20 protein-coding genes are annotated in these 26,998 nt (G+C 66.3%); 13 read left to right on the forward strand and 7 right to left on the reverse strand.

From position 1 onward, the window contains the following. The first annotated feature begins 69 nt into the window (after nucleotides 1–69). The gene (locus tag ACBJ32_RS38680; protein WP_375130950.1) at nucleotides 70–1,296 is read left to right on the forward strand and encodes a serine hydrolase domain-containing protein; all 1,227 of its coding nucleotides are present in this window, start codon (nucleotides 70–72) and stop codon (nucleotides 1,294–1,296) included. A 57-nt stretch (nucleotides 1,297–1,353) separates the two neighbouring features. Here ACBJ32_RS38680 and ACBJ32_RS38685 read toward each other — a convergent pair whose 3' ends face one another. The 4 genes from ACBJ32_RS38685 to ACBJ32_RS38700 all read right to left on the reverse strand — a co-directional run bounded on the left by ACBJ32_RS38685 (nucleotide 1,354) and on the right by ACBJ32_RS38700 (nucleotide 6,051). Continuing rightward, a complete protein-coding gene (locus ACBJ32_RS38685) occupies nucleotides 1,354–3,501 on the reverse strand; it encodes a peptidase domain-containing ABC transporter (protein WP_375131013.1) in 2,148 nt (715 codons plus the stop codon). Beyond that, nucleotides 3,501–3,674 (reverse strand): hypothetical protein, encoded by a 174-nt coding sequence (locus tag ACBJ32_RS38690; RefSeq protein WP_375130951.1) that lies wholly within the window; start codon nucleotides 3,672–3,674, stop codon nucleotides 3,501–3,503. Before ACBJ32_RS38690 ends, ACBJ32_RS38685 begins: the two co-directional genes overlap by 1 nt. Nucleotides 3,675–3,803: 129 nt before the next feature. Then, a complete protein-coding gene (locus tag ACBJ32_RS38695; RefSeq protein ID WP_375130952.1) occupies nucleotides 3,804–4,592 on the reverse strand; it encodes an alpha/beta fold hydrolase in 789 nt (262 codons plus the stop codon). Nucleotides 4,593–4,884: 292 nt separating this feature from the next. Beyond that, complete coding sequence (locus ACBJ32_RS38700) at nucleotides 4,885–6,051, reverse strand: acyl-CoA dehydrogenase family protein (protein WP_375130953.1); 1,167 nt, start codon at nucleotides 6,049–6,051, stop codon at nucleotides 4,885–4,887. A 141-nt stretch (nucleotides 6,052–6,192) separates the two neighbouring features. Here ACBJ32_RS38700 and ACBJ32_RS38705 point away from each other — a divergent pair, with 141 nt between their 5' ends. The 9 genes from ACBJ32_RS38705 (at nucleotide 6,193) to ACBJ32_RS38745 (ending at nucleotide 19,089) form a co-directional block, all read left to right on the forward strand. Then, nucleotides 6,193–7,608: a PP2C family protein-serine/threonine phosphatase gene (locus tag ACBJ32_RS38705; protein WP_375130954.1), complete on the forward strand. Its 1,416-nt coding sequence runs from the start codon at nucleotides 6,193–6,195 to the stop codon at nucleotides 7,606–7,608. Nucleotides 7,609–7,891: 283 nt separating this feature from the next. Beyond that, the gene (locus tag ACBJ32_RS38710) at nucleotides 7,892–8,251 is read left to right on the forward strand and encodes a hypothetical protein (RefSeq protein ID WP_375130955.1); all 360 of its coding nucleotides are present in this window, start codon (nucleotides 7,892–7,894) and stop codon (nucleotides 8,249–8,251) included. 133 nt (nucleotides 8,252–8,384) lie between these two features. Then, a complete protein-coding gene (locus ACBJ32_RS38715; RefSeq protein ID WP_375130956.1) occupies nucleotides 8,385–9,380 on the forward strand; it encodes a haloalkane dehalogenase in 996 nt (331 codons plus the stop codon). A 150-nt stretch (nucleotides 9,381–9,530) separates the two neighbouring features. Further along, complete coding sequence (locus ACBJ32_RS38720) at nucleotides 9,531–10,391, forward strand: NAD(P)H-binding protein (protein ID WP_375130957.1); 861 nt, start codon at nucleotides 9,531–9,533, stop codon at nucleotides 10,389–10,391. A gap of 581 nt (nucleotides 10,392–10,972) precedes the next feature. Further along, on the forward strand, nucleotides 10,973–11,653 hold the full coding sequence (locus ACBJ32_RS38725) for a DUF2637 domain-containing protein (protein WP_375130958.1): 681 nt from the start codon (nucleotides 10,973–10,975) through the stop codon (nucleotides 11,651–11,653). Nucleotides 11,654–11,821: 168 nt separating this feature from the next. Further along, nucleotides 11,822–12,646 carry a hypothetical protein gene (locus ACBJ32_RS38730; RefSeq protein ID WP_375130959.1) on the forward strand — a complete coding sequence of 275 codons (825 nt, stop codon included), beginning with the start codon at nucleotides 11,822–11,824 and terminating at the stop codon, nucleotides 12,644–12,646. A 486-nt stretch (nucleotides 12,647–13,132) separates the two neighbouring features. Further along, the gene (locus ACBJ32_RS38735) at nucleotides 13,133–14,275 is read left to right on the forward strand and encodes an RNA polymerase sigma factor RpoD/SigA (protein WP_375130960.1); all 1,143 of its coding nucleotides are present in this window, start codon (nucleotides 13,133–13,135) and stop codon (nucleotides 14,273–14,275) included. Next, nucleotides 14,262–17,306: a helicase-related protein gene (locus tag ACBJ32_RS38740; RefSeq protein WP_375130961.1), complete on the forward strand. Its 3,045-nt coding sequence runs from the start codon at nucleotides 14,262–14,264 to the stop codon at nucleotides 17,304–17,306. Before ACBJ32_RS38735 ends, ACBJ32_RS38740 begins: the two co-directional genes overlap by 14 nt. A gap of 13 nt (nucleotides 17,307–17,319) precedes the next feature. Beyond that, nucleotides 17,320–19,089 carry a hypothetical protein gene (locus tag ACBJ32_RS38745; RefSeq protein WP_375130962.1) on the forward strand — a complete coding sequence of 590 codons (1,770 nt, stop codon included), beginning with the start codon at nucleotides 17,320–17,322 and terminating at the stop codon, nucleotides 19,087–19,089. Here the strand turns inward: ACBJ32_RS38745 and ACBJ32_RS38750 are convergent. Genes ACBJ32_RS38750 through ACBJ32_RS38760 form a run of 3 tightly spaced genes read right to left on the reverse strand, consistent with a single transcriptional unit; the run spans nucleotide 19,055 to nucleotide 23,654 of the window. Beyond that, nucleotides 19,055–19,645: a hypothetical protein gene (locus tag ACBJ32_RS38750; protein ID WP_375130963.1), complete on the reverse strand. Its 591-nt coding sequence runs from the start codon at nucleotides 19,643–19,645 to the stop codon at nucleotides 19,055–19,057. The two genes, ACBJ32_RS38745 and ACBJ32_RS38750, sit on opposite strands and share 35 nt — an antisense overlap. 2 nt (nucleotides 19,646–19,647) lie before the next feature. Next, complete coding sequence (locus tag ACBJ32_RS38755; RefSeq protein ID WP_375130964.1) at nucleotides 19,648–21,309, reverse strand: DEAD/DEAH box helicase family protein; 1,662 nt, start codon at nucleotides 21,307–21,309, stop codon at nucleotides 19,648–19,650. Between the two features lie 8 nt (nucleotides 21,310–21,317). Beyond that, nucleotides 21,318–23,654 (reverse strand): ATP-binding protein, encoded by a 2,337-nt coding sequence (locus ACBJ32_RS38760; protein WP_375130965.1) that lies wholly within the window; start codon nucleotides 23,652–23,654, stop codon nucleotides 21,318–21,320. A 176-nt stretch (nucleotides 23,655–23,830) separates the two neighbouring features. Here ACBJ32_RS38760 and ACBJ32_RS38765 point away from each other — a divergent pair, with 176 nt between their 5' ends. The 3 genes from ACBJ32_RS38765 (at nucleotide 23,831) to ACBJ32_RS38775 (ending at nucleotide 26,957) form a co-directional block, all read left to right on the forward strand. Next, the gene (locus tag ACBJ32_RS38765) at nucleotides 23,831–24,724 is read left to right on the forward strand and encodes an Eco29kI family restriction endonuclease (RefSeq protein WP_375130966.1); all 894 of its coding nucleotides are present in this window, start codon (nucleotides 23,831–23,833) and stop codon (nucleotides 24,722–24,724) included. Nucleotides 24,725–24,813: 89 nt separating this feature from the next. Beyond that, the gene (locus ACBJ32_RS38770; RefSeq protein WP_375130967.1) at nucleotides 24,814–26,121 is read left to right on the forward strand and encodes a DNA cytosine methyltransferase; all 1,308 of its coding nucleotides are present in this window, start codon (nucleotides 24,814–24,816) and stop codon (nucleotides 26,119–26,121) included. A 323-nt stretch (nucleotides 26,122–26,444) separates the two neighbouring features. After that, nucleotides 26,445–26,957, forward strand: coding sequence for a very short patch repair endonuclease (locus ACBJ32_RS38775; protein WP_375131014.1), 513 nt, complete (start codon nucleotides 26,445–26,447; stop codon nucleotides 26,955–26,957). Nucleotides 26,958–26,998: the final 41 nt, after the last annotated feature.

The raw sequence follows: 26,998 nt of genomic DNA on the forward strand, positions 1-26,998 counted from the left end.
GCCGGCGATGGTGGACACCACGCCGGGACGGGCTCCGCACCCGCGAACACCGCCTTTGTGAGGAGATTCATGATGAGTAACGATGGTTTCACCACGTCGGGTCTGCGCAGGCTGCGTGAGGTGCTGGCGCGGCATGTCGATTCCGGCAGGATCCCGGGGCTGGTGGCGCTGGTCAGCCGTGGTGGCCGGACGCATGTCGAGGCGCTGGGCACGATGCGGCACGACGGTGGCGCGCCGATGCGGCGGGACACGATCTTCCGGATGGCCTCCACCTCCAAGCCGGTCTCGATCGCGGCGGCGATGGTGCTGCTGGATGAGTGCCGGTTGCGGCTGGACGACGTGGTCGATCCGTGGCTGCCCGAGCTGGCCGGCCGGCAGGTGCTCAGGCGCATCGACGGCGAGCTGGACGACACCGTGCCGGCCCGCCGCCCGATCACCGTCCGCGACGTGCTGACCTCCACCTTCGGTCTCGGCATGGACATGACGGCGCTGGGCACCCCGATCCTGAACGCCGTCTTCGAGCGGGGACTGACGCCGAACCTGCCGACCGAGGTGCCCGAGCAGGACGAGTGGATGCGCCGCCTGGGCGAGCTGCCGCTGATGCACCAGCCCGGCGAGCAGTGGCAGTACCAGATCAGCAGCGACCTGGTCGGCGTGCTGGTCTCCCGGGTGAGCGGCCAGAGCTTCGAGGAGTTCCTGCGCGAGCGTATCTTCGAGCCCCTCGGCATGGCCGACACCGGCTTCCACGTGCCCGCCGGCCAGCTCGACCGGCTGCCCACCCTGTACGCCCCCGACCCGCAGAGCGGCGAGTTCCAGGCGTGGGACGAGCCCGAGGGCGGCCGGTGGAGCAAGCCGCCGGCGTTCCAGGGCGGCGGGGGCGGTCTGGTCTCCACCGCCGATGACTACCACGCCTACTTCCGGATGCTGCTCAACGGCGGCATCCACAACGGCCGACGGATCCTGTCCCGGCCGGCGGTGGAGCTGATGACCACCAACCGGCTCACCCCGGAGCAGAACGCCGCGCGCACCGCTCTGGCCCGCAACGCCGTGCACATCTCCTTCGGCCAGGGCCAGCAGGGCGGCTGGGGCATCGGCATGGCGGTACGCACCTACCGCGGCGACTACGCCCCGATCGGCCAGTTCGGCTGGGACGGCGGCAGCGGCACCTCCGCCTACGCCGACCCGGCCACCCAGGTCACCGGCATCCTGCTCACCCAGGTCGGCTACACCGTCCCCAGCCCCGCCCACCTGATGAACGACTTCTGGACCACCGTCTACCAGGCCATCGAGGACTGACCTCGACGGGACACCCCGGGGCCCGGAGCAGGCCCCGGGGCGAGGCGCCGCGGCGGCTCAGGTCAGCGCCGCCTGCGCGGCCACCAGCTCGGCGTACCTGCCGCGCGACGCGATCAGCTCGTCGTGGGTGCCGCGCTGCACGACCCGGCCGCCGTCGATCACCAGGATCAGGTCCGCGTCCCTGACCGTGCTCAGCCGGTGCGCGATCACGATCCTGGTCTGCGCGAGCGTGCCGAGGTTGGCCTCGATGACGGCCTCGGTGGCGCTGTCCAGGTTGCTGGTGGCCTCGTCGAGCAGCAGGATCTTCGGGCGTGACAGCACGGCGCGGGCCAGGGCGAGCCGCTGCCGCTGCCCGCCCGACAGGCCGCCGCCGTCGGTCAGCATGGTCTCGTACCCCATGGGCATGGCGGCGATCTCGTCGTGCAGCGCCGCCAGCCGGGCCGCCGCGACCACCCTGTCCATGGCGGCGCCGGGGTCGTTCAGCGCGATGTTCTCCCTGATCGAGCCGCTGAACAGCGACGGGTCCTGGATGACCACGCCGAACTGGCGGCGCAGCGTACGCAGGTTCAGCTCGGCGGCGGGGACGCCGTCGTACCGGATCTCGCCCTCGACCGGGCTGTGCAGCGCGAGCAGCAGCCTGGCCAGCGTGCTCTTGCCGGACCCTGACGCGCCCACCAGCGCCACCTTCTGGCCGGGCCGGATGGCGACGGAGACGCCCCGCACCGTCCAGGGGCCGCGGGGGTCGTGGCGGAAGCTCACGTCGCGCAACTCGACCGCGCCGCGCAGCCGCAGCACCTCGATGCCGTCGCTCGGTTCCGGCTCGGAGGCGAGGATGTCCGAAAGCCGGTCGAAGTGCGCCCCGGCCTGCTGCAGGCTCTGCAGGCCCGTCAACAGCGAGCCGAGCGGGGTGAGCGCGCCGAGCGCGACCGCGTTCAGCGCGATCAGCGTGCCGAGCGTGAGCTGCCCGTCCAGCACCCGCCAGGCGCCCAGCCACAGCAGGCCCAGCGGCGCCGTCACGCGGATCGCCGACAGCGCCGCCTCCAGCAGCCCCCTGGTGAGCCCGGCCCGCACGTCGGCGTCGAGCTGCCGGGCGAAGTGTCCCGCCCACTGGTCCACGGCCCGCCGCTCGGCCCCCGACGCCTTCAGCGTCTCGATCCCGGTGATCGTCTGGATCAGGCTGTTCTGCGACGCCGACAGCGCGGCCAGCTCCTGATGGGTGAGCGTGGCGATCCGGCTCGTGGTGGCCAGCAGCAGCACCGTCTGCAGGACGGCCACGCCGCTCAGCGCCAGTCCGAAGACCGGGTCCCAGAAGTAGACCAGCACCAGGTAGCCCACGGCCAGCGGCCCGTCCAGCAGCGCCGCGACGACCTGCCCGGTCAGGATGTCGCCCAGCGTGGACACGCCCGCCGCCCGCGTCACCAGATCGCCCTTGGCCCGCCGGGTGAAGTACCCGTACGGCAGCGCCACCAGATGCCCCACCACGCTCTCGGTGAGCTCCTGGTCGGCCCTGGCCCGCACCGCGACCAGCAGCGCCGCCCGCAGGTACCCGATCACGAACTGCGCCGCCCCCGCCAGCACGACCGCCGGCCCGAGCAGCGACAGCACCTCCGCCGCCCGCGCCGGGACGATCGTGTCGACCAGCAGTTCGGAGAAGAACGGCAGCGCCAGCCCGAGCAGTTGCAGCAGCAGCGAGGCGGCCACGATCTGCGCCAGCAGCCCTCGGCGCCGCCTGAACAGCGTGCGCGCGAACTCCCGCCGCCACGCCCCCGCCATCGACGACGAGCCGCGCCGGAACCCCTCGCCCGGCTGGAAGACCAGCAGCACGCCGGTGAACCCGGCCCCGAACTCCTCGGGGGTCAGCCTGCGCCGCCCCTGCCCGGGGTCCACGACGTCCACCCGGTCGGGTGACCAGCGCTCGACCACGACGAAGTGGCTGAACTCCCAGTGCGCCACGGCCGGCAGCGGCACCCGCGCCAGGTCCTCCGGCGCCAGCGAGAAGGCCCGCGCCTGGAGCCCGTGCTCGCGGGCGCCGTCCACGATCGCCTTCGCGCTCAGCCCGTCCCTGCCGATCTGGAGCCGGTCGGAGACCTGGTGCAGGGTGGTGCGGTGGCCGTGGTGCCCCAGCACCATGGTCAGGCACGCCGCGCCGCACTCGGTCTCGGTGTTCTGCAGCACGACGGGGACACGGCGCATCAGCAGGCGCATCACCCCGCGGCTCCCAGGGCCAGCGCGGTCACGCCGATCCCGGCCGTCACGACGATCGCCACCGCGATCCACAGGACGAGGAACGACGGCCCGCTGACGACCAGCGGCATCCGTACGGGGGCACGCCCCCGCGCCCGCTCGCGCAGCGCCTCCTCCCGGTAGCTCAGCCTCATGCCAGGAAACCTAGGGACGGGCGCTTGGAAGTCACTTGGGACCCACAGCAACGACCTGAAGCAGGCCCGCGACCGCCGCTCCGGCCGCAGCCCACAGGTTCGGGCAGCTCCGCCGGACGCCGGCGGCCCCTACAGGACCTTGCGCAGCACGTCCGCGAACTCTCCCGGGTGCGCCATGAACCCGCCGTGGTCCCCGGGGAACTCCACCGGCGTCGTGCCGATGCGCTCGGCCAGCGCCACCGAGGTCCGGTGCGTCACGATCTGCCCCGACTCTGCCCCGACCCCCACGACGACCCGGCCGTTCCGCAACGCGGCGACGTCGGGCACGTAACGGGTGGTGCCGCGCAGCTCGTGCGCGAAGAACCGGGAGCCGTCGGCGACGACCTGCTCCGACGGGGGCGGCCCGGCGTCCGCGCCCTCCTCGAACCCCGCGTTCCCCATGAACTTGGCGAAGGCCGCCCACAGGCCGTCGCGGTGGAAGGTCTCGATCATGTCGTCCACCGCGGCGCGCTGCTCGGCGGCGTCCGGCAGCAGCTCGACGCAGGGCGGCTCGTGCGCCACGAGCGTACGCACCCGCCCGGGGTGCCGCGCGACCAGCGCCAGCCCCGTCACCGCGCCGCCGCTGCTGCCGAAGACGTCGGCCGACTCGGCCCCGAGGTCGTCGAGGATGGCCGCGAGGTCGTCGGCCCGCAGCTCCGGCGTGGAGTCCTCCGCCGGGTCGTCCAGCACGCTGCCGGACATGCCGCGGGGGTCGTGCGTGACGACCGTGTGATCGGCCGCCAGCGCCTCGGCCAGCGGCGCGAACTCCGCCGCCGCCATCGGCGCGCCGGTCACCACCAGCAGCGGTCCCGAGCCGCGTACCTCGTAACGCAGCCGCACGCCCGGGCGCCGCAGGATGTGGGTGGCGGTCGTCGTCATGGCGGCCTTCCTTCCTCCGATTACGTCTGTCGGAGGTTGGACCGCCCCCGCCGCGAGAACTCATCGCTCAGGACGCCGCCATGGTGGGCAGCGGCCACCACACCGCCGGGCCCCGTTCAGGACGCCGCCATCGCGGGCAGCGTCCGCCACACCGCCGGGGCCTCGCGCATCACGAGCACACAGTCCAGCACCGCGCTCCCGCCCGGGAAACGGCCGGGGTCGTCGAAGAGCTCGCTGCCGCGCGGCGCTCGGTGACGAGCCCGGCCCCCTTGAGCACGCCGAGGTGCCGCACTCACCCCTCCAGCCCGAGCACCTCCCACGACTGGCCCTGAGCCAGTCCCGCCAGCTCCCTGCCGCACTCCTGGAGCACCTGCGGCCCGGAGAGGATGTGCGCGGTGCCCGCCTGGGCGTCCCTGAACAGCCGCTGGATCAGCCCGTCGCGCAGCGACGTGGTGCCACCGGACGCGTAGACGAACCCGGCCACCCCGGCGATCGTCGAGGTGATGTGGTTGAGCGCGAGCCGCACCATCGTCTCCTGCCGCACGCCGAGCCGCCCGCCCCCGTCCAGAGTGCGCTCCACGTCGTCCCAGGTCTCCCGGATCAGCGCCGAGGCCGCGCGGAACCTCGCCTCGGCGCGGGCGAAGCCGGCGTGGAAGGCGTCGCTGCCGGCGAGCTGGCCGGGCCGCCCGCTCCGCGCGCCCGCGTACCGGGCCAGCTCGTCCAGCAGCCGCCGCCCGATGCCGAGCGCCCAGCCCGAGTGGCAGATCAGCGCCTGATCGAGCAGCCCGAGCCGGAAGATCGCGCCGCCGCGCAGCGGCTCGGTCGTGCTGAAGTCGTGGGACTGCGAGTGCGGCACGAAGGCCCCGTCGATGGTGTAGTCGATGCTGCCCGTGGCACGCAGGCCCAGGACGTCCCAGTTGCCGAGCATCTTGACGTCCTCCATCGGGCTGATGAAGATCCGGACCTCGCCGGTGCCCTCGACGGCGGCGGCGCTGTGGGCGTACTGCGCGTGGTACATGCCCGAGGCGAAGCTCCACTGCCCGGTGAGGCGGAACCCGCCGTTCTCGGGGACGGCGACGCCCGGCCGGGTGCCCTGGCCCGCGATCAACGGCATCCGCGGCCCCTTGAAGACCCGTTCCACCGCGTCGTCGCCCAGGTAGGCGCCGGCCGTGCCGTTCTCCAGGGTGGTGGCCATGACGACCCAGCCCGTCGAGGGGTCGGCGTACGTCAGCTCCTCGAAGACGTCGAGCAGCTCCCCGGGGGACAGCTCGGCGCCCCCGAGCGGCACCGGCACCCAGATGCCGAAGAGGCCCGCCTCGTGCAGGGCGTCCACGACGGGGGTGGTCAGCCTCCCCCCGGCCTCGGCCCGGTCCGCCTCGCTCTCGATCAACGTGCGCAGGTCGCGGGCCCGCTCCAGCAGGGTCGAGCCGGCTCTGTGCAGTCGCGGCGTGTCGCTCATGTCCAGGTGCTCCTGTTCGTGATCGTCGGCGCTCTCTCTCCGTCAGATCACGTCACGGGCGCGATGTCCAGTGCCGTGGGCGGCAGGTGTCACGCGGACGGCCGTGGGGCATGAGGCAGGCGAGAGATCTCGGGGGGTCAGATGGGAGGGGAGCCGGGGGACGGCGCGTTCGAGGGGTATCTGGGGCGGCTGGGAGCCGAGGACCTGCAGCGGCTGCAGGAGAGCCTCGCGCAGATCCGTGACCTGCACGACCGGATGAAGCGCCTGCTGGAGGCCGTCCTGGCGATCAGCTCCGAGCTGGAGCTGAACGCGGTGCTGCGCACCATCGTGGAGGTCTCGGCCGACCTGGTGGAGGCCCGGTACGGCGCTCTCGGCGTGCTGAACGAGGAGGGCGAGTTCGCCGACCTGTTCACGTGCGGGGTCTCGGAGGAGGTGTACGCCGCCATCGGCCGCATGCCGACCACCCACGGCCTGCTGGGGGAGCTGGTGGCCCACCCCCGGCCGATGCGCGTGGACGACGTGCGGACCCATCCGCAGTTCCGCGACTACCCCGCCGGCCACCCGGTGATGCGGTCCCTGCTGGGCATGCCGCTCCTGGTGCGCGGCACCGTCTACGGCAACATGTACTTCGCGGACAAGCGCTCGGGAGGGCCGTTCACCGGCGACGACGAGCGGATCATCGCGGCCCTGGCGAGCGCGGCCAGCGTCGCCATCGAGAACGCCCGCCTGTACGAACGCCTCCGCCGCAGCACCGAGGACTTCCAGCGCAGCCTGCTCCCCGACCTGCCCGACCTGCCCGATGTGGGCGGCTTGCAAGCCTGCGCCCGCTACCGTCCCTCCAGCTCCCTGCCCAGGATCGGCGGCGACTGGTACGACGCGATCGTCCTGCCCGACGGCGTTCCCTGCCTCATGGTCGGCGACGTGATGGGACACGACCTGAAGGCGGCCACCATCATGAGCCGGATCAGCAACATGCTGCGGGTGCTCGCCTACGAGCAGTGCGAGCCGCCCTCGCACATCCTTCGGCGGCTGGACGAGGTGCTGCACGACCTGCACGGCGGCCCGATGGCCACGGTGCTGCTGGCCCGCCTGGAGCAGCACTCCGGCTCCGCCTGGCGGTTGTGCTGGAGCAGCGCCGGCCACCCGCCCCCGCTCCTCGTCCCCGCCGACGGCCCCGCCCGCTACCTGCCGGCCGACAGCGGTCACCCCCTGGGCGTCGCCCCGGCTCTTCCCCGCCCCGACCACGCCCAGCTGATCCCCGCCGGATCGACCCTGCTCATGTACACCGACGGGCTCGTCGAGAGCCCCGCGCACAGCCTCGACGAAGGTCTGGACGACCTGGCCCGCCATGCCTCCGGCCTGTGCCGGCTCCCGCTGGAGGAGATGTGCGACCAGCTCCTGTCCCGCCGCCGGGGCGACCGCTTCACCGACGACGTCGCCCTGCTCGCCCTGCGCCTCGCCGGGCCGGGCGGAGCGGCCCCGGAGCCTGAGACCAAGCACGTCACCGGGGCCGCCGCCATGCCGCCGGCAACGAACGTACAGCAGCATCAGCGCTGACTCTCCGTGGCCGACCGAGTGCGCATGGCACCTCGCGGGCCCGGGCCGTCCTGCCCTGTGCCGATCCCGCGCCCTCCCCTTCGCGCAGGGATCTCTTCCGACCGGGAAGGGCTCGGGGACAAGGTGTCCGGGAACCAGGGGTGAGCACAGGTTTGGATCTCCGGCTCCCGCGCCTCTGCCAACGGTTCCATGCGTGCCCTTGCCCCGGTCATGGCCCTTCACCACTGCGGATCCGGTGAACCTGGAAGGGAGATCCGGAAACAGACGCCGGAGAGGAACTCCCATGATCACCATGCAGCCCGTCATCGCCGTGGTGATGGCAGCCGCCTTCGCCACCACCGCCACGTCCGCAGCCGCAGCCCCGGTCCCGGAGCCCGCGCGGGAGTACGAATGCGGGAACATCGGGCTGGGCGTGACGGCGACCAGCACCGACGACCAGAACACCGCCTGCAACACCGCGATGGGCGTCGGTTCGGCGTACATCCAGCAGGCGGCGACCTCCGACGGCGAGGTGCCGACCGTGGTCAAGGTCGGCGGATCCACCTGGAACTGCCAGGACGTCCAGGAGTTCGGCGACGTCAATCCGCACGGGCAGTGCGTCAAGGCGGACGAGGTGACCGAGACCGTCAAGCTGTTCTCCTGAACGGTGCGGGACTCCGATCCCACGTTCACAAGCCGAGCCGATCAGTGTGACGTCGTCGGCGGTCCTGAGACCTGTGTCACACCAGGGCCGCCGGGACGTCACACTTCGCCGCCGTGGTCCCCTCTCATGAGGCATGACCACGACAGAACAGGACATCCGGGTGCTGCGCACCCCGGAGTCGCGCTTCGCTAACCTGCCGGACTACCCGTTCGAGCCGCACTACGTGGCCGTCGACGGCGGCCGGCTGCGGATGCACTACCTGGACGAGCGGCCGGAACACCCCTCGGGAGAGACCGTCCTGCTGCTGCACGGCAACCCGTCGTGGAGCTACCTGTACCGGCACGTCATCCCGCCGCTCGTCCAGGCCGGGCACCGGTGCGTGGCCGTCGACCTGATCGGGTTCGGCAGGTCCGACAAGCTCGCCGACCGCCACCTCTATACCTATGACCGGCATCTGGGGTGGCTGCGCGAGGCCGTGCTGGACCGGCTGGACCTGCGCGAGGTGACCATGGTCTGCCACGACTGGGGAGGCGCGCTGGGCCTGCCCCTGCTGGCCGCCCATCCGGAACGGTTCCGCCGCGTGGTGGCCACCAACACCGGCCTGAGCACCGGCGACGAGGATCTCGGGCCGGGCTGGCCGATGATGGCCGCCTGGCTGCAGTCCAGCCAGCGCACCCACCCGTTCCTGCCGTCGGCGATCGTGCAGGAGATGACGGTCACCGAGCTGGGGCCGGAGGTGCTGGCCGCCTACGACGCGCCCTATCCGGACGAGCCGTACGTGACGGGCGTCCGGCAGTTCCCGCTGCTCATCCCGATCTCGCCGCAGGACGCGTACACGCCGGCGCTGCGGGCGGCCTGGGACGTGCTGGAGACGCTGGAGCTGCCGTTCCTGTGCGCGTTCAGCGACCAGGACCACGTCACCCGCGGTGACCACACCGCGCTCAGCGGGCGCATCCCTGGCGCCCGCCGCCTGGCCCACCCCACCATCACCGGCGCGGGCCACTTCCTCCAGGAGGACGCGGGACCGGCGCTCGCCGCCGTCGTCGAGCAGTTCATCCGGTCGACGAGCCCCTCCGCCCGCCCGGCGGACGAGCACGCCGGCCGGCCCCGGCCCGCGACGCCGGCCTGACCCCGGGCCCCGAGGAAAGGACCACGGCCGCCCCTCGCGCGGCCGGGCTTCGCCCACACCACCGTCCTGAACGGCGGCCTCGACCCGATGGCCCCGTCATCGAACCGCTGCGCCCAACCGGCGCGGCCACCACACGAAAGCGAACAACACATGATCGTCGTAACCGGGGCGACCGGCCCCCTCGGGCGCCTCCTCATCGCACGACTGCTCGCCGAAGGCGCCCGCGTCCGCGCCGTGAGCCGTTCCACGCAACCATCCGGCCTGCCGGACGGGGTGGAACTCGCCACGGGCGACCCGTCCCTGCCCGGCACGATGCCCGCCTGCTTCGACGGCGCCGAAGCCCTCTTCCTGCATCCGCGCACCTTCGGCGACTCCGCCGGCGAGCTGCTGTCGGTCGCCGCCCAGCAGGGGGTCCGCAAGGTGGTGGCGCTGTCGGCGATCAACATCGACGACCCGTACGAGCTGCAACCCTCCCGCTGGCGCGGCGACCGCAACAAGGAGGCGGAGGAGGCGGCCATGGCCAGCGGCCTGACCTGGACCAGCCTGCGCGCGGGCAGCTTCGCCGGCAACTCCGCACAGGCGTGGGGAGCCCAGATCCGCGCCGGCGACGTCGTCCGCTACGTGCACGCCCGCTTCCGCGAGCCCGTGCTGGACGAGCGGGACCTGGCCGAGGTGGCGGCCCGCGCGCTGCTCACCGACGAGCTGGCCGGCCGGAAGCTGCAGCTCACGGGCCCGCAGTCGCTGTCGCACGAGGAGATGGTGGCCGTGATCGCCGCCGCGCTCGGCCGGCCGCTGCGCTTCGAGGAACTCCCGCCGCAGGCCGTCGCCGCGCACCTCGTCGAGAACGGCCTGCCCGAGCCCTGGGCACGCGCCCTGATGGCTCGTTACGCGCACTACCTCGAGCACGACCAGCCTCCCGTGACCGGCGAGGTGGACAAGGTCCTCGGCCGCCCGGCACGGACCTACGCCGACTGGGTGGCCGACCACCTCGCCGCGTTCGGGGCCGGGTGAGCCGCCCGAGGTGAATCGCGTGCACGCGCTGCGGCTGTCAGCCGCCCCGGAGACCTCCGGCTGGCCGGGCACCTGGTGGAGCGGTGTGCCCGGCAGACGAGGACGCCGAGGGCGACGGGTCATGGGCAGCGGTATACGTGCAGAACAGCAGCATCGACGCTGTCCAGAGGGTCGGAGCCGGCCGCCGGCGCGCCGCTGAGGCCACCGCCCGGGCCGGTACCGCTTGGCGTTGCCGGCGTCCGCCAGGGACAGCCCGCCGACCGTGTAGTCGGTCGCCCCTTCGCCCAGGTCGTTGCCGACGCGCCACGAGGGCCCGCCCTCGTTGGTGATGGTGAAGTTCGGCGTGGTCATGCTCGGCTCGGCCGCGGAATCCCCCGTGGGGTTCGCCGCCCGAGCGCCGACAGGAACGACCCCTACAAACAAATGGGCCTCCACCTCGTCCATGACCCCTCGGAGAGGGTTGTCACAGTCGAAGCGAGGCCCAGCATGTACCACAGTGCGTGTCCGAGGGCGGAGCTGAACCAATTGCACATCCCTTCGTCCTCACCGAGCGGTTCCTCCTGGGGGAGGGCTGAGCTGCTGTGGAGACGAACACGCGGGCTGTGCGCCGCATCCAACGTACGACGATCACGGGAGTGCTCCTTCTCGCGGGCATCGCAGCGGTCGTGTCCTTCCGGCACATGCACGAGCTGTGCCTTCGCCACGGTGAGGATCGGCTCGCGGCGGTGCTCATCCCGCTCGCGGTGGACGGCGCGATCGTCGTCGCCTCGATGTCCATCCTCCTGGCCAACCGGTACGGGTCGCGCGGCAGCCTCCTGGCCTGGGGCATGTTGCTCGTCGCCAGCCTCGCCAGTCTCGGAGCCAACATCGCCGTCGCTGAACCCAGCCTGATCGGTCGCCTGATCGCGGCATGGCCGAGTGCTGCGTTGATCGGTAGCTACGAGCTGCTGATGTCTCAGATCCGTCGAGCCTCTGCTACTGCAGCCGAAGTCGTGCACACGGAGAGCGCGGACGCTCAGGAGCTTTCGGGTGATGACGCCGATCAGCCCTCCCAGGTGCTGGATCCTGGCGAAAGCGCGAACGAGGACCTTCGCCGAACCGCCTGGCAGTGGGCTCTGGCCAATCGCCTGCCCGACGGCGGTCTTCCGCCGGGCAGGGTGGTCGCCGAGCAATTCGCACGGAGCGCACGCTGGGGGCGCTGGATCAAGCGACTGGGTCACGAGGGCAAATTCGGGCCCTTGTCGCCGGGAAGCGACCTGTAGCCGTCCGGCGATGCGATGGGCCGCAAGTTCCTGAGACGCTCGTATGTCATGAGTGGAGGGAAGAAGCGTCGGCGCGGTGGGGGGAGCGGAGGTCGGTCACGTTCCCCCTCAGCGGACGGCTCATCTGCCCCCGTAGGGTCAGTGCCTGGCCGGCAGCGCCGTCTTCGTGTGGTCACAGCCATCTTGCTGACCGCTGACGAATTCCCTGGCGAGCTGGGCGACAGCTACTCCTCTGTCTGTGCGATGTTGGGACTGGAAGCGAGAAAGGATGGATACGGGATCGTTCTGTGTCAGGACGAGGGCGGTGCCCGATGGACAGAGTTCACCACGGATGTTCATGGGGTCGACAGTGTGAATTCAGTCCTGGAGATGGGCTTTGCAGCTGGTTACGAGGCGGATCCCGCCACCGTGGTCCGCCGGCGTCCGGGATGGCCGCTCACTTGCACAGTCGGGTATGCCGATCTGCCGCAGCCTCACGACCCGCAAGACGTCCTGGACGCGGATCTCCTACATGCCCCCGAACGGGAATGGATACCTGCAGGCCGCCGGAGCCTGGCCGACCACATCGTGAATGAGCTGCGTGCCGGTGGTCACCTCAGCGAGGAACAGTACGTCGAGAACTATCAGTTCGACGCGTACAACATGGGAGACCACGATCCGGCCCCACCGCCGCGGTACATCGACGTGCGGCGTCTAGTTGCGGCGGACCACCCGGTGCGAGAGCACTTCGACGCCGCGCTGGCGCAGGCTCGGTCACTGGCCGCGAAGGAAGACCTGCCTCCGGGCTCCATCCGTCTCTGGAAAACATGGCCTCGAGAGAAGTACGTGGTCCGTGCCAACGGGTCGTTCTGGACGTTGACCGCGCTGGCTGGAGGACCCGCTGTCCTGCTTCTCGACCACGTCCCCGCCATTCCGTTGGCCCTTGACGAGGTTCCGGATCTCTCTGCGTTGCTCACCGCCCTCGCGACAGCAGCAGGTCGCTCGCCGATCTAGGCCCGACTGCTGCATCCTCTGATGGGTTCCATCACGGTGACAGTTATGGCGCAATGTGGGCCGTGTCCGTCTCCGCGCCTCTATCGGTGACTCTCAAACGCGCAGCATGGAAATGGCCCGAGCGCATCGTCATCCCTGGCTTCAGGAAAGGCGATCACGAGAAGTTTGAACGAAGCGCCAGCTCGGGCCACTGACTCAAGAAGCTGACATGGCAGGTGAGCCATATGTCCATCTACATTAACGCCGCTCGCGGATGAGCTTATCCAGGCAAAAAAAGATGTGTCAACGAATCGGACAATAGTCGCTTCATGGTTAACCTCTGTACAATCTGGACGCTTTTCCGCAGCCCTTGACCTTCTGCTCATCAACCCAATACGATCCAATCCGTTCCAGCTAGTGGGGGGAATGTAAGCACTTCTTCGTTGGCGACGGTTGGCGTGGGGGTTATCCATGGAGAAAGTCGGGTCATTTGCGCGGTGCCTTGAGGTGCTGCTCGAAGATTCGGAGCGGATAGGTCGAATTTCTCGCAGTCACGCTGTTAGCGTTGCTGGTCGCCGAGGCCTGAGCCCTGAGGACACTGTCCGGCTTCTCGATTCTCTTGCCAAGCAGGGTGTTCTAGAAGGCGGCGAAGAGACTCCGCGATATTCCTCGCTCGTTGGCACGAAGTTCTCCGCCTACGTTCCCAAGCGTCGTAGCCATCAGCTTAACTCCGAGATTCCGATTCGGATGGGCGCGCATCGAATCCTGAACGCTGAAGAGGAGGTCGAATTGGCGCGCAGTATTCAGATGGGAATACGCGCGAAGGAGGCGCGCGAGAAGGGGGAGGCGACCGACCAGCTCGATGAGTTGATCGCGGATGGAGACCGAGCTCGCCAGTATCTGATCGCCAGCAACATCCGACTGGCGATCAGTATAGCCAGGGGCTTTCTCTCGTCGGCGGGAGACCTCGAATTCGACGATCTGATTCAAGAAGGGATCTTCGGGCTCGATCGAGCGGCCGAGAAATTCGATCCTCAGCTCGGTTACAAATTCTCTACATATGCCACATGGTGGGTCAAACAGACCATTTCTAGGGCAATATGCAATCAGAGTACCGCCATCCGTCTCCCCGTTCATGTCTGGGAGCAGGTTAATGAGATCCGCCGCTATGCTCGGGGTTTCGAGGTCCGTAATGGAAGAGCCCCGTCGGTAGTGGAAATCGCTGGCGCGCTGGGAAAAAGTGCCGGCACTGTCAAAGCGATCCTGGATTACGCCGCGCCCGTTGTTCACCTCGATGCTCCCCTCGGCGCTGAAGGCGAGGAGTCGACTCCCCTCGGTGAGCTCGTCTTGCACAGCCTCACGGATTCTGTGGAAGACAAGGTGATGGAAACCGAAATGCTTAACGCCATCCATGAGCGGATTAAGTTCATTGCTTCTGGATATGACCGACGGTTCCTGCGTATTCTCGAAGGTCGATGCGGGTTCAACGGCCACGAGGAGATGACCCTGGAACAACTGGGACAGGAATTTGGGATCACGCGTGAGCGGGTTCGCCAGCTTGAGAAGAAGGTAAAGGAACGCATCCAGTCTGACGCGATCCTTGTGCAACTTGCTCGCGACTTCAAGGAGGGTCTGCATGGAGCGGCCTGAAGCTTATCGGCGCTTCGTGACCTGGCTCGACGATCAGGTTACTGTGGCTGGCCGAGGCGACGATCTGTTCGCTCTCGACACCAGCCCCGCCGGACGGTTCTGGCTCGGTCGGGTGGCTCCTGAGACGGAGACCGCTCAAGGCATGAAGCGAGAGCGCCGTATGGATCCCTGCGCTGTCGGCATGCGTGTGCGGCCCACCTCGGTCGGCCCCTGGTCGTTCAATGTCCGTGTGAAGGCCGCAGCGTGGAACTGTGTCGACTCCAAGGACGACCACTGGGCTAAGACCGAACGGATCGATGTCACGGTCCCCGTAGAGGCGAGGCCCAACGCCGAGGCGGAAAGATTCGGGACAGATGCGATCTCCAACGCTCTAGCGGCAGCGGGAGCGAATGGCCTCATGGCCCAGGTGCGTGTAACTGACGATTCCTGGCGCGGGGCGCCAGAGCTCGTGATCGAGCTCGTCAACATCACCCCGGAGACCGCCCGAGCCCGAGGCGAACGACATCTGTTCGAGGTCGAGATCGAGGTCACCGGTCTTGAGACGGCGCCTTTCATTCTGGAGTCCCTGCCAGATAGCTTCCGCTACGACCGACGGATGCCCGCTCTCGGCATTAACTGCGGGGTCGAGGTCACCACCGCGGACGCTCTGAGGACGACGGACACCTTGGTCGTCGAACGGCGCCGCCCCGAGTACACCTTCGAAGGGACATCTCCCGACCGTTTGGACCTCACTTTTCGAGGACTGGCAGCCGACTCGGTCTCAAGGGTGGCGGAACTAATCGAGGCTTATCGTCGCTGGGGCGAGGTCCACTGGTCGAACCAACGGTTGGAGGAGCGGCAAGGCGCAGAGGCATGGAACCCGGAGATGTTCGAGGAGGCACGAGCCGCCGCTGAGGATCATCTGGAGGAGCTCTCCCGGCTCCGACGCGGTCTTGATGCCCTCCAGCGGGACGTGCAGCTTCTGCGCGCGTTCTCTCTCATGAACCTCGCGATGGACAAGGCATCCCATGGAGCCTATGATCGTTGGCGCCCGTTCCAGCTCGGCTTCATCCTGTCCGTTCTTCCCAGCTTCAGCGACGCTGGTTCTGACTGGGACTTCGTGGAGACCGTCTGGTTCGCCACCGGAGGTGGCAAGACCGAGACTTACCTCGGTCTCCTCGTACTGACTGCCTTCTACGACAGGCTCCGAGGCAAGGTGACGGGCATCAGCGCGTGGAGCCGGTTCCCGCTCCGGATGTTGTCCCTCCAGCAGACCCAGCGCTTCGCCGATGCCCTGGCTGCCGCCGAGCTGGTCCGACGCAAGGAAAAGGTGAAAGGTGCTCCGATCTCCCTTGGGTACTTCGTAGGAGCCGGCGCTACTCCCAACGAGATCCCAAAGGCTCCCACGGACAGCAACCCGATCGATGTCGACGACGACGACATGCCGGAACGCTACCGAATCCTTAGCGTCTGCCCGTTTTGTCAGTCAAAGCAGGTCGTCACCAAGTTCCACCGTGGTAACTGGACCCTACGACACATCTGCGTCGCGGATGAGTGCCCGATGGAGGGTGACCCGCTCCCCATCTACATCGTGGACCAGGAGATCTACCGTTTCCTCCCTACGGTCGTCATCGGAACACTCGACAAAGCGTCCCTGATCGCTATGCAGGCAAACATGCGGGGGTTCGTCGAAGGCCCTTCAGGGCGTTGCACAGAGCAGATGCACGGCTATACGTATGCCAAGCGGTCTAGTCGGCCCAACGGATGCCTAGTGCCCGACTGTCAGGCGGCGGTGGAGCCGATCAGTACTAATGATCGGAAGCAGTTCGCGCCGTCCTTCCGTCTTCAGGACGAGTTACATCTTTTGCGCGACTCCCTTGGCGCAGTCGACTCGCATTATGAGGCGCTTCTGGACTTTCTGCAGTTGGAACTGACCGGCACGCGCCCGAAGATCATCGCTTCGTCCGCAACCCTTACGGGATACGAGCGGCAGGTCGATGTCCTCTACCAGCGGGAAGGGCGCGTCTTCCCGGTGCCCGGACCTTCCGCGGGCGAGTCCTTTTGGAGCAGGGAGACCGATAACCTCCTGCGTCGCTTCGTTGCCGTGTGGCCGCGCGGAGTGACGCTGGAGTGGGTCTCGGATCGGACGACGACCATCCTCCAACAATCCGTCCGTCGGCTTCTTGAGGACCCCGAAGTGGTCTGCGCCGAGGTGGGCGTACCTTCCCTGTACGCGCCGGAGCTCCTCGACCTCTACGGAACCAACGTCATCTACGGCAATACCGTTCGGGACGTCGAGGCGGCGCGGCGTTCGCTGGGGACTCAGGTCCCCGTCGAACCCCTGAATGTTGTCGCTCTCACGGGTCAGGCAGCCTTCGACGAGGTCCGAGAAGCGCTAGACAGGCTGCAGAATCCCGAACCCGACTTTACGGAACGCATTCACACTGTCACGGCATCTTCAATGATGTCGCACGGCGTGGACATCAATCGGCTAAACATTATGACCGTGCTCGGCGTCCCGCTTACGACCGCCGAGTTCATCCAGGCCACCGCCCGTGTTGGACGTTCGCACCCCGGTCTCGTATACGTCATTCATAAGATCGGCCGAGAGCGCGACGCAACCGTCTATTCCCACTTCGGTCCCTTCATCCACCAAGGAGACCGCTTCGTCGAGCCTATCCCCGTCACCCGTTCGAGCCGACGGGTGCTGCAGCTGACCACTCCAGCGGCCATCGAGTCCCGCAGGCTTTTCATCCACGAGCCCAAATCCCCCGCTCAACGCCTAACCACGGTCGACCTGCTCCGCAAGTACTTCGCCATAACCGGCATCGGAAGCGAAGGAGAGGCCCTCGCCTGCGCAGTCGCTCTGGGTATTGATGAAACCCAGCACATGGCTTTCGCCGACATCCAACAGCAGCTCAACGCGTACTTCATGCGACTGGAGGATCACGGGTTCGGAGCCAGGTTTCCGAACGAGCTCTTTGACCAGGGACGGAAGCCCATGCGGTCCTTGCGCGACGTCGAGGCGCAGATCCCCGTAAGTGACGACTAGGAGGTTCACGCTCATGAAAGACCAGCGCAGTGGATCCCAGGTCCTCTACGGTCTACTCCCTGAGCAGACTGCGGACCTACGCGGAGGCATCTGGAAGTCGGCCGAATGGAAAGGCGCCATCACGATCGATGTGGAGGACAGTTTGGTCCGCCAACGCCTGATCGACGAGATGAGCGGCTGGGTTGCCGGCGGCTTGGACCCCGGGGTTGTAAAGTCTCTGTGGGCGGGCACGGAAATCGAGGTTGTGCGTGTCAATCACAAACAAGGAGTTCGAGTCGAACGTTTCCCAGAAGTCTGGGTGTGCCAAGCCTGTCGAAGAGTGGAGACCGGCAAGAAGCCGAAGGTGTGCAAAGCCGGACATGATTCGCTGCGACAGCTCCATTTCGTTGGTTTCCACGAATGTGGCCGCCTGGAGGCTCCGATCATCCCTCGTTGCCCGACGCACAGCGAGACCAGGATGCGTCACCAGTCCAGTATCGAGGCCGCAAAAATCACATTCGACTGTCCAATATGCGAGAAGGTACTGCGGCGAGGTTTCGGGCATCGCGCCTGTCCGTGTGGGAAGTCTTACTCCGACCGCAAGAACGGCAAAAACATCACTTACAACGTTCATCGAGCTGCGAGCGTTTACTCTCCCCAGACCTTTGTGCTGATCAACCCTCCCAGCCGAGAGAGGATGCAAAGGATCACCGCTGGTGGAGGCAAGCGTAGATCCCTGATCTGGGCACTCAACGGCTTCGAGGGTTCACCCGACATCAACAGAGCTACTGAATCCTCCATCGTGGACGCACTCATGGCCCAAGGCATCCCTCGCACCGTCGCGGAGAAGATGGCTGAGGTCGCGAACGAGGAAGGGCATCTAGCCTCAGAGGACACTTTGGGCCTGCTGGCAGGCGCACCCGGTGAACTCATCGTTGCCGCAGAGCGGGAGGCCGTCGACATCGCACTCGCCACGAGCGAGTCCCGAGCTCTGGTCTCAGACCTGATCACCCCCAAGACCACGTCGACCCATCGCAAGGTGTTGGAGCATGACTACCCCGTCTCGATGAACCGAGCTGGTCTCACCGGTGTGGACCTGATTGATCGGTTTCCGGTGCTCAAGGCCGTATACGGATTCACGCGCGGAGGCATGGATCCTGGCTCTGCTCGCCTCAGTCGGTTCCACGGCGCGGGTTCGAGCTATCGCGTCTATGCCGACCTCCAGCAGGCAGAAGCTCTCATGTTCCAACTTGATGCCGCCCGAGTGTACGGATGGCTCCTCGCACGCGGCCATGACATCCCCTCCGCCAGAGGAAGCCGCGCCATTCGCGAGGCGATCGCGGCCTCGGCGAAGGTTCCAAGCCGCTTCACCCAGCCGGAAGAAACCCCCTCTTTGGGTGAGGACCTTCTAGCCCTCGTTCATTCCTACTCCCACCGAGTCATACGTCAGCTCTCCGTCTTCGCCGGCGTCGATCGCGAGGGTCTCGGCGAGTACCTCGTACCTCGCCACCTGACCTTCTTCATCTTCGCCGCCACTCGTGGAGATTTCGTCCTTGGCGGACTCCAAGCCGTCTTCGAGAACGACCTCCACCACTTCCTGAACACCCTCATCCACGCCGAATCTCGATGCCCGTTAGACCCTGCCTGCGAACGCAGCGGCGGTGCCTGCCACGCCTGCATGCACCTCGGCGAGCCAACCTGCGACCACTTCAACCGGTTCCTCGACCGCAAGGTCCTCTTCGGTTCTTCCGGCTACCTTGCCGCTCCCGTCAAACCCGCAGGAGACGACGGTGGATATGTGTGAGATCGAGGCCGCAGTGTTCGGCGATCGCGGCCTGAGTCGCCCTTTCATTCGCGGACACGCTGATGCCGTCCTGCTCCGTGACGATAACCAACGGTCTCTCGGACATGGTGATCGCCTTGTTCAGGGCCGCCCAGATCAGGTCCCTGAAGGTGTTGGGACGGCCCCAGCAGACATACCGCGTTGATTCTCCGATAGTGGCGAGACAGTGCATGGGTTTGTCATCCACGCTGTTGGGGACAACGATCCATCCGGGACCGAGGGCCTGCCCGATCAGGACATCCGGGCCGGGGAACCGGCTACGCGCATACTTTGCGGTGCTGCCGAAGCCCTCCTGCGCGCGGGCGTACTCCTTCATCGGGGTGTCCTTGATCCAAGTCCCCATGCGGTGGTCGTCGAAGAACTCGCGCAGGATCCCGCCCACACGAGAGTCCTCGATCCACTTCTGGTACTGACGCTTCTTCTCGCTGGCTGAGAGAAGTTCCCAGTTCAGCTCGTCCGCCTGGCGGTAGAGCTCGGTGATGACTTGCTCACGAATCACTTCTGGAATCTCGGACATGGCTACCAACCCGGGGGGACGAACGGATCAGGAAATTGGAGGCGAGCGTCATCGTATGCGGTCTCCAAGGACGCGGCATCCTTGATCCATTCGTTCATAAGCGAGTCGACGCGCCGATCCGAGAACTCGATGGAGGAGCGGGCGAAATCCGCGAGCACCTCGATGTCATCGGCTTCGAGCTCGCGCCGGAGGTTGAGCGCGGCGGCGATCCGCCGCAGGTCGCTGACGAAGTCGAGCACGACCACGCGCTCCTTGCCCTCCCGCAGCCGAAGTCCTCGTCCAAGCTGCTGGACGAAGATACGCCGGCTGTGTGTGACGCGAGCGAAACAGAGGATATTGACATCGGGGACATCGACGCCCTCGTTAAGGATGTCGACCGAGGTGAGGATGGGTACTTGACCCGACCTGAAGGCCAGCAGGCGAGTCTGGCGTTCACGTTTGGGCAGACCAGCATGGATGGCCAAGACACTCGGCCATGGGGCGTTTCGGCGCAGCAGATCGGCCAGGCGCTCGGCGTGTTCGATGGTACGGCAGAAGACGAGCGCGCGAGGCTGAGGAACACGGCCCCAAATCGACGCCAGCTCGTCGCGGATCGCCTCGTCGCGCTGAGGCAAGAAGAGCTTCGCGTTGAGATCTCCGATGCTGTACGCGTTGCGGCTCGCGTCGCGGACGGCATCCCAGTCGATGTTGTCAACGAACAGGCGATAGTCCACCTGGGCCAGGTAGCCCTGACGCATGCCTTCCTCGATGCCGAGAGTAAACGAGGCCTCGCCGAATCGATGGGTGATGTCGTACTCGTCTCCGCGCCAGGGAGTCGCGGTGACACCAAGTTGACGGGAGTCGGTGAGGCTATCCAAAAGCTCACCGTACTGGCCGTTCTCCCCGACGTGGTGGCACTCGTCCACCACAACTAGGGCTGGACGATACCCACGCCGTGCCGCGTAGAGCGCGCTGGCAAGTGTTGCGAAGGTCACTCCATTCAGATCATCTGGACGCTCCTCGCCGGTGAGCAGCCTCGTCTTCACGCTTTTGGGCAGGTGTCTCCAGAGTGCTCGCTCTAGCTGGTCCACCAGGTCCTTGGTATGCGCGACGACGAGCACCTGGTCATCGGGAAACCGTTGGAGGTGCTGATTGATGATCTCCCCGCTGACCACGGTCTTGCCCATGCCGGTGGCAAGGACGAGCAGTGCGCGAGATGTCTCGTCGAGTGACCGGTTCAACGCTTGGCAGGCGTGGGCTTGGTACGGTCGAAGGTGAACTTCGCTGAAGCGGTCGGGAGCCTTGGCGAATGCCTGGTGCAGGGTGAGCCCGGGCCATAGGTTGATCCGTGGTGCGAGGAGGGCGAGCTGGTCGACGCGGCGGATCGCGTCGGCGCTGATCCGGGTATTGGTGACGACTGCCGCCTTGGTCGCACGGTAGGCGTCACGGGCACGCGCCACCTCGTCGATAGCGCTTGCACCGACAGCGCCATTCTTTTTCCACTTGCACTGGACAACCCAATCCTGGGCACCTCGCTTGCCGAGGAGGTCGCCGCCCTCGTCGCCAGAGCCGTCGATGTTCGCGACATCGGCGAAACCGAGGTGCCACATCAGGCGTTCGATCTGTCTCGGGAACTGGTTGGGGCCAAGCTCCAGCAAAAACGGCGGGTCGAGGAAACCTGTCATAGCGAGCCCTACTCCGCGTCTCCGAGATCAGCTTCGACCAGCAGACAGCTCAGCCGTACGCGCTGGAGTTCGATGGTGCCGAGCCGTGGCTGGCGTTCCATGAGTGCCAGGTCGCTTACGTAGCCCACCAACCGCGAGACGATGAGTGAGCGCGAAGTATCGTCGGTCAGATTGACGTACGCGCGCTTGAAGACTTTGCCGTCCAGGAACGCTTCGGGACGCTTCTCTAGAAGGCGTACCAGCCCGCTGGCGGGCAGGTAGAGGACGAAATCGCCGGACTCGACGACCGTTTCCCATGCGGCATCGCCCGCCTCGATCGCGAAACGCTGCTGTGTCAGCATCCGCTCCGACTCCTGGAGCATGTCCCAGTACGCCGAAGGCGCTCCCTTGATCTCCCGCTGCATTGCGTCACGCAAGCGGTCGAGAAGTCTGCTGGCCCGGTTGGCGAGAATGTCTGGGGTGACCTTCTGATCGACCGCCCTACTCTTGATCTCGAAGAGCGCGGCGGAGAGTGGTTTGGGGTCCTGGCCAGCGGGTGCGCCTCGGACCCGCATGTACTCCGCGACCTCGATCATGGCGATATCTCGCATCTCGATGCCGTAGTCCGTGAGCAACGGGTGGTTGGCCGCGATGAAGATCTCCAGCCTGGGGGCACGTGTCATCTGCCGGAAGGCCGGAACCGGGTTGCCGGCGGGGTCGGTAAGTTCACGCTCGCGCACAGCCCATGCGGTCAGCTCGACGTATCCGAGCTCGGGTGCCTCGTAGCGACCCGATAGGTCGACTATTTGAGCCGCGTTGTTCCGGTATCGCGCCAGTCGCTGATCGAGGGTCTCCACGGGATCCGGCGGGGTCGGCGTGGGGCCGGCTGTAGGTGTGGCGGATCCGCCGGGGGCGGATCCGCTCTGGTCTTCGGGATCAACCGTGACTGGGTCGTCGAGCCCCATCTCGCCGAAGGGATCCTCGGGGTCGCCAGCGGGCTCGGGTACAACAGGGTGATCGTGCTGGTAGGCGGCGTCGTACCAGATCTGGTCCGTCTGATACTCAGGATTGCCATCGCGAAATTTCTTCGCCCACTCGATGGCTTTATCGAACAGCGCCTGTCGGCCGTCGCCGGGCACCAGATAGTTCAGTCCGGGGTCCTCGCGGCGATATCCGGTGTAGAGCTTGGCGAGCGGGCTCTCGTTCTGGGGAAGCCCCAGCCGTTTGGCGATCTTTTCGCGGAGCGGGCTGTCTCCTCGAACCGAGCGGATGATCATGCGCCACTCGGGGCTATCGTATTCGAAGGCGTTCTTTTGGTAGTTGACCTGCACATGATCACAGTGGATCTCGCCCACGAAGCGACCGCGATGGCGCTGAGAGTCGATCGGATACTCCAGATCCTCCTCAAGAGTGTCTGGATCCTCCCAGAAAAACAAACGCTTACTTCGGATAAGGATCTTGCGGCCGTTACGGAGAAAGTCGATGCCGTAGTCGTTCTTGTGTAGGTACCGCTGCACGCCAATCCATCCCCAGATCCGGCGTTCCCGCAGATCAAGCCTTCTGCTCTGGCAATCGTCGCACTCGTCGACCCAATCCTTGTTCCAGCGCCCACAGTCCATACATGCCTTGGCGGGCGGGAGCTGGCGATCGATCTTGATTATCGCTGGGATGTCAGCACCGCTTCGCGTGACAGTCCGGGACTCATCCCATACGCATGGCACCCGCGGGGCGACCCTCTTGCGGTTCACCGTGATGACGAAGCCGTGTTCGCGGAGCAGATAGCTGTAGACGTCGCCGAGCTGTTCGCGGATCTTGCTCTCCTGCCTGGAGAGCGCTTCCCACTGATCCGACTTCAGCTTACTGATGATGATCTGGGTGCCGTGTTCGTTGATGTCGTCTTTCGGCTCGTGCCGGACCGGCACTAGATAGTCATCGCCGCCAGCCAACTGCTCTAGGTCCAGGGTGATGACCGTCCACGATGGGTCGCCCGCGCGAGTGGTCTTGATGGTGGTGAGTCGGCCAAGGCGGGCTGTGGCGATGTTGAAGCCCATCCCGTACAGGCCGAGCGAGCCGTACCTGCTGTTGCTCGTCCATCCCGCGCGCACTGCGTTGGTCAGCGTTTCGAGGTCCATGCCACGGCCGTTGTCGCGAATCCACACTTCGGCGGTACGCACGTCACTGGTCCGTCCGGGGAGAGACACGGTGACGGTAGGTCGCTCACCGGCGTGTGAGCCCGGTTCTTGGGCCAAGAAGTCGTCGAAGGAGTTGTCGATCAACTCGGCCAGGCACTGCCACTGGGAGAACTCGATGTCACCCAGGACAGACAAGATCCTTCCGTGCGGCCGCACATTGGCTTCGAGCGACACGTCGGTCTCCTTCTGGGGTGGTTCGGCTTCGACGTCCGGTTAGACGCGCCCACTGAGTGCGGCCGCGCCACGGTCCTCAGCGTAGCTACGGGCTGCGACAGAAACGGCCCTGTCGAGCATGCCTGAGATCCTTCTTCGTCGAGCCCGCTACTCAAGATCCTCGGTAGCCTCTCGATATGCCCATTCCTCGCTTAGCTCACGTCGTCCGCGGTAAGTTCGACCCCCTGAGCCTTGATCAGTTGAGCCGAAACCTCCGTGAGGCTGTGGACGATTGCTCTCGGGTGCCCCTGGAGTCCCTGGCTGAATTCCCTGGTGCGGGGCTCTACGCGCTGTACTACACCGGAGATCACCCGATCTACGCGGAGCTGAGGAACAAGGACGTCCCTGTCTACGTCGGCAAGGCAGAGGCGGGCAACAGCAGCTATGGCGATCCGCCCGATGAGGCCAAGCCAGCCCTCTTTGACCGCATCGCTGGCAAGCATCGGATGAGCATCTCGGAAGCGTCCGAACCTCATGGCAACCTCTCCGTCGCCGACTTCGACGTCCGGGTGCTTCCTCTCGACGACGTGTGGATCGTCCTGGGGGAACGGGCGCTGCTCAGAGCCTACGCACCGGTGTTGTGGAACACCTTGATGCCAGGATTCGGTGCGAACCCAGCAGGCAGTGCGCGTACCAACGCTCGGTCTATCTGGGACTCGATCCACCCGGGTCGTCCGCGCGCCGCCAATCTTTGGTGTAACAGACGGTTCACTCGCGCTGAGATGGAGGAGCGGATCCGCGCAGGGATCTCCATCGTGCTGCGGGACGAGGACGACCCAGAACGAGAGTCCCGACTTCGGCGGCTGCGTGGCCTGAGGGCGAACATGATTTGGTCTCCCGCGAAGAAGGGCGCGGCGGACCGCCGCTCTCGGGTCTATCGGGTTGACGACTTCCTCGCCGAGAACGCGGCATTTGGACGCCGCATCGATGACGGTGATTGGGTCGCGGCGGCGGATCTTTCTGAGGCCCAACCCGATCCCGAGGAGGTGGCGGAGGGTAACACCTTGGCTGCGGAACGGGACGACGCTTGACACCCGGCAGTCCTAGATAGACGTTCTAAAACCTCGAATCAATGTCCGAAAGTGCTTGAAGATCCCTAACTCCGCGGTACACTTTGAGGATGCTTGAGCAGCCAGAAGTGCCGGACCCGGACCGTACCGGTGTAGAACTGTTCGCGGGCGGTGGCGGCTTGGCGATGGCCGTGCGTCGCGCTGGGTTCCGACCTCTGCTGTTCAACGAGTTCGCCACGCGGGCGTGCGAGACCCTCGCCTCGAATGGGGACAAGCCGATCGTCGTAGACGTGGCCGAGAAAGAGGTCAACGGGGAGAGCGACTATCTCTGGGTCCCCGGGCCGAGTGAGCGACCTCCACTAGCGATGGGCGACATCCAGAAGGTCGACTTCACCTACCTCGAAGGCATGGTGGACGTCCTGGCCGGCGGACCTCCGTGCCAACCGTTCAGCCTCGGTGGTGTGGCCAAAGGCGACGAAGACAAGCGGAACATGTTTCCCCAGATGTTCCGGGCGATCCGGGAGATGAAGCCCAAAGCGGTGATCTGCGAGAATGTGCGTGGCCTGCTGCGCCCCTCGTTCAAGCCATATTTCGACTACATCCTGCGTGAGCTTGAACTTCCGTTCGAGGAGCGGAAGGCCGATGTGCTGTGGCAGGAACACGACGCTGCCCTGCGTCACAAGCTCGCTGAGGGAAATGCTGATCCAACTCAGCGCTACCAAGTGGTGGTGACCCAGGTCAACGCGGCGGACTATGGTGTGCCACAGGTCCGCCATCGAATCATCATCGTTGCGTTCCGCGCTGACTTGAGCGTCGATTTGCGAGCGTTTCAGCGGCGGGTACGGCCCACCCATTCAGAGGCTGCCCTCTACCAGTCCATGCGAGATGGAACGTACTGGAAGAGGCATGACGTTCCTGATGAGGTGCGTGAGCGAGTCATGGCCCGCGTACCCAACCCCCTTCTTGATGCGGATGATCTGCAGCCATGGCGGACCCTGCGCGATGCGATCCAGGGCATCGACGAGAACGACGGGAAGCCGCTACCTCCCATACCGGTTGGGTACCTCGATCGCGTGGACCGTCGCCTCGGCAAATTCACCGATCACATCGGCTGGCCCGGCGCCCGGATCTATCCGGGCCACACTCCCAACGAACTGGACCGCCCAGCGAAGACGGTGAAGGCTGGCGTACACGGGGTTCCTGGTGGCGAGTCGGTGATACTTCTTGATGATGGAAGTCACCGCTACATGACGGTACGGGAGACCGCACGAGTCATGACCTTCCCCGACAATTGGAAATTGGAAGGGCCTCGAGGTGAGCAGATGCGGCAACTAGGCAACGCCGTACCGGTCCGCCTTGGAGAGGTCTTCGCCAGAGCCGTAGGCGAAACGCTGCGTGAGGCCGAGGAACGCGGATGACGTTTGACGAGGGGCGCTGGAAGGATAAGCCGCCGCCTCAGCGGGCGTGGAAGGGGCGCGCTCGCACTCGGCAAGGACGCTCTGCCGAGCAGGACCGCGCAGCCGGAGGACACAGCGTTCGGTACGTTGATCTTGGGGAAGGCCGTCGCGCCTGTGCGTCCATAGAACTCAAGGTGTACGCGAAGACTCGACGTATTCGCGCCTATCTGCGGTGGTCTGACAAGGGCAAGTCACCTGCCGTTTATGTAGGGGAGGTCGACCACGACACTCGCGCTGAGAACCTCGCCGTGGCATGGCGAGCCGCGAAAGCCAAGGGATTGCTGATGGCGCCGCCTGTTTCGGCTGCTGAGAAGTCGTGGGCGTCCTCTCCAGCCGTGAGGGAAGTGATGCGGGCCAACCGGAGTCGAGATACGAGGCCAGAGCGTCGTCTTCGCTCCGCAGTGCATGCACTTGGCCTTCGATACCGTGTTGCCCGACGACCACTCGCCGACGTGCGTCGCACAGCTGACCTGGTGTTCACCAAAGCCAAAGTCGCGGTCTTTGTAGACGGATGCTACTGGCACGGCTGCCCAGAACCGGCGCATTACCGGCCATCGCAAAGGAACTCCGACTTCTGGCAGGAAAAGATCGCCACCAACCAGGAGCGTGACCGGGAGACCAACCGACTTCTGCGTGAGGCCGGCTGGAGGGTCATCCGTGTGTGGGAGCACGAGGACATGCTTGAGGCCGCCGCCCGAATCGATGAGCTTGTACGAGGCTACTCGTACTCGCCGAACGGCGCCGCCGCTCATCGCCGACGGAGGGGTCTCGAATCCAGGCTTGAGCAGCGGGCGTGACTCGACTCCTGGCGCGCTCATGGACGCCGTCCGCGACGAAT

It is taken from the genome of Nonomuraea sp. GTA35 (assembly GCF_041950525.1).
GTDB lineage: Bacteria > Actinomycetota > Actinomycetes > Streptosporangiales > Streptosporangiaceae > Nonomuraea.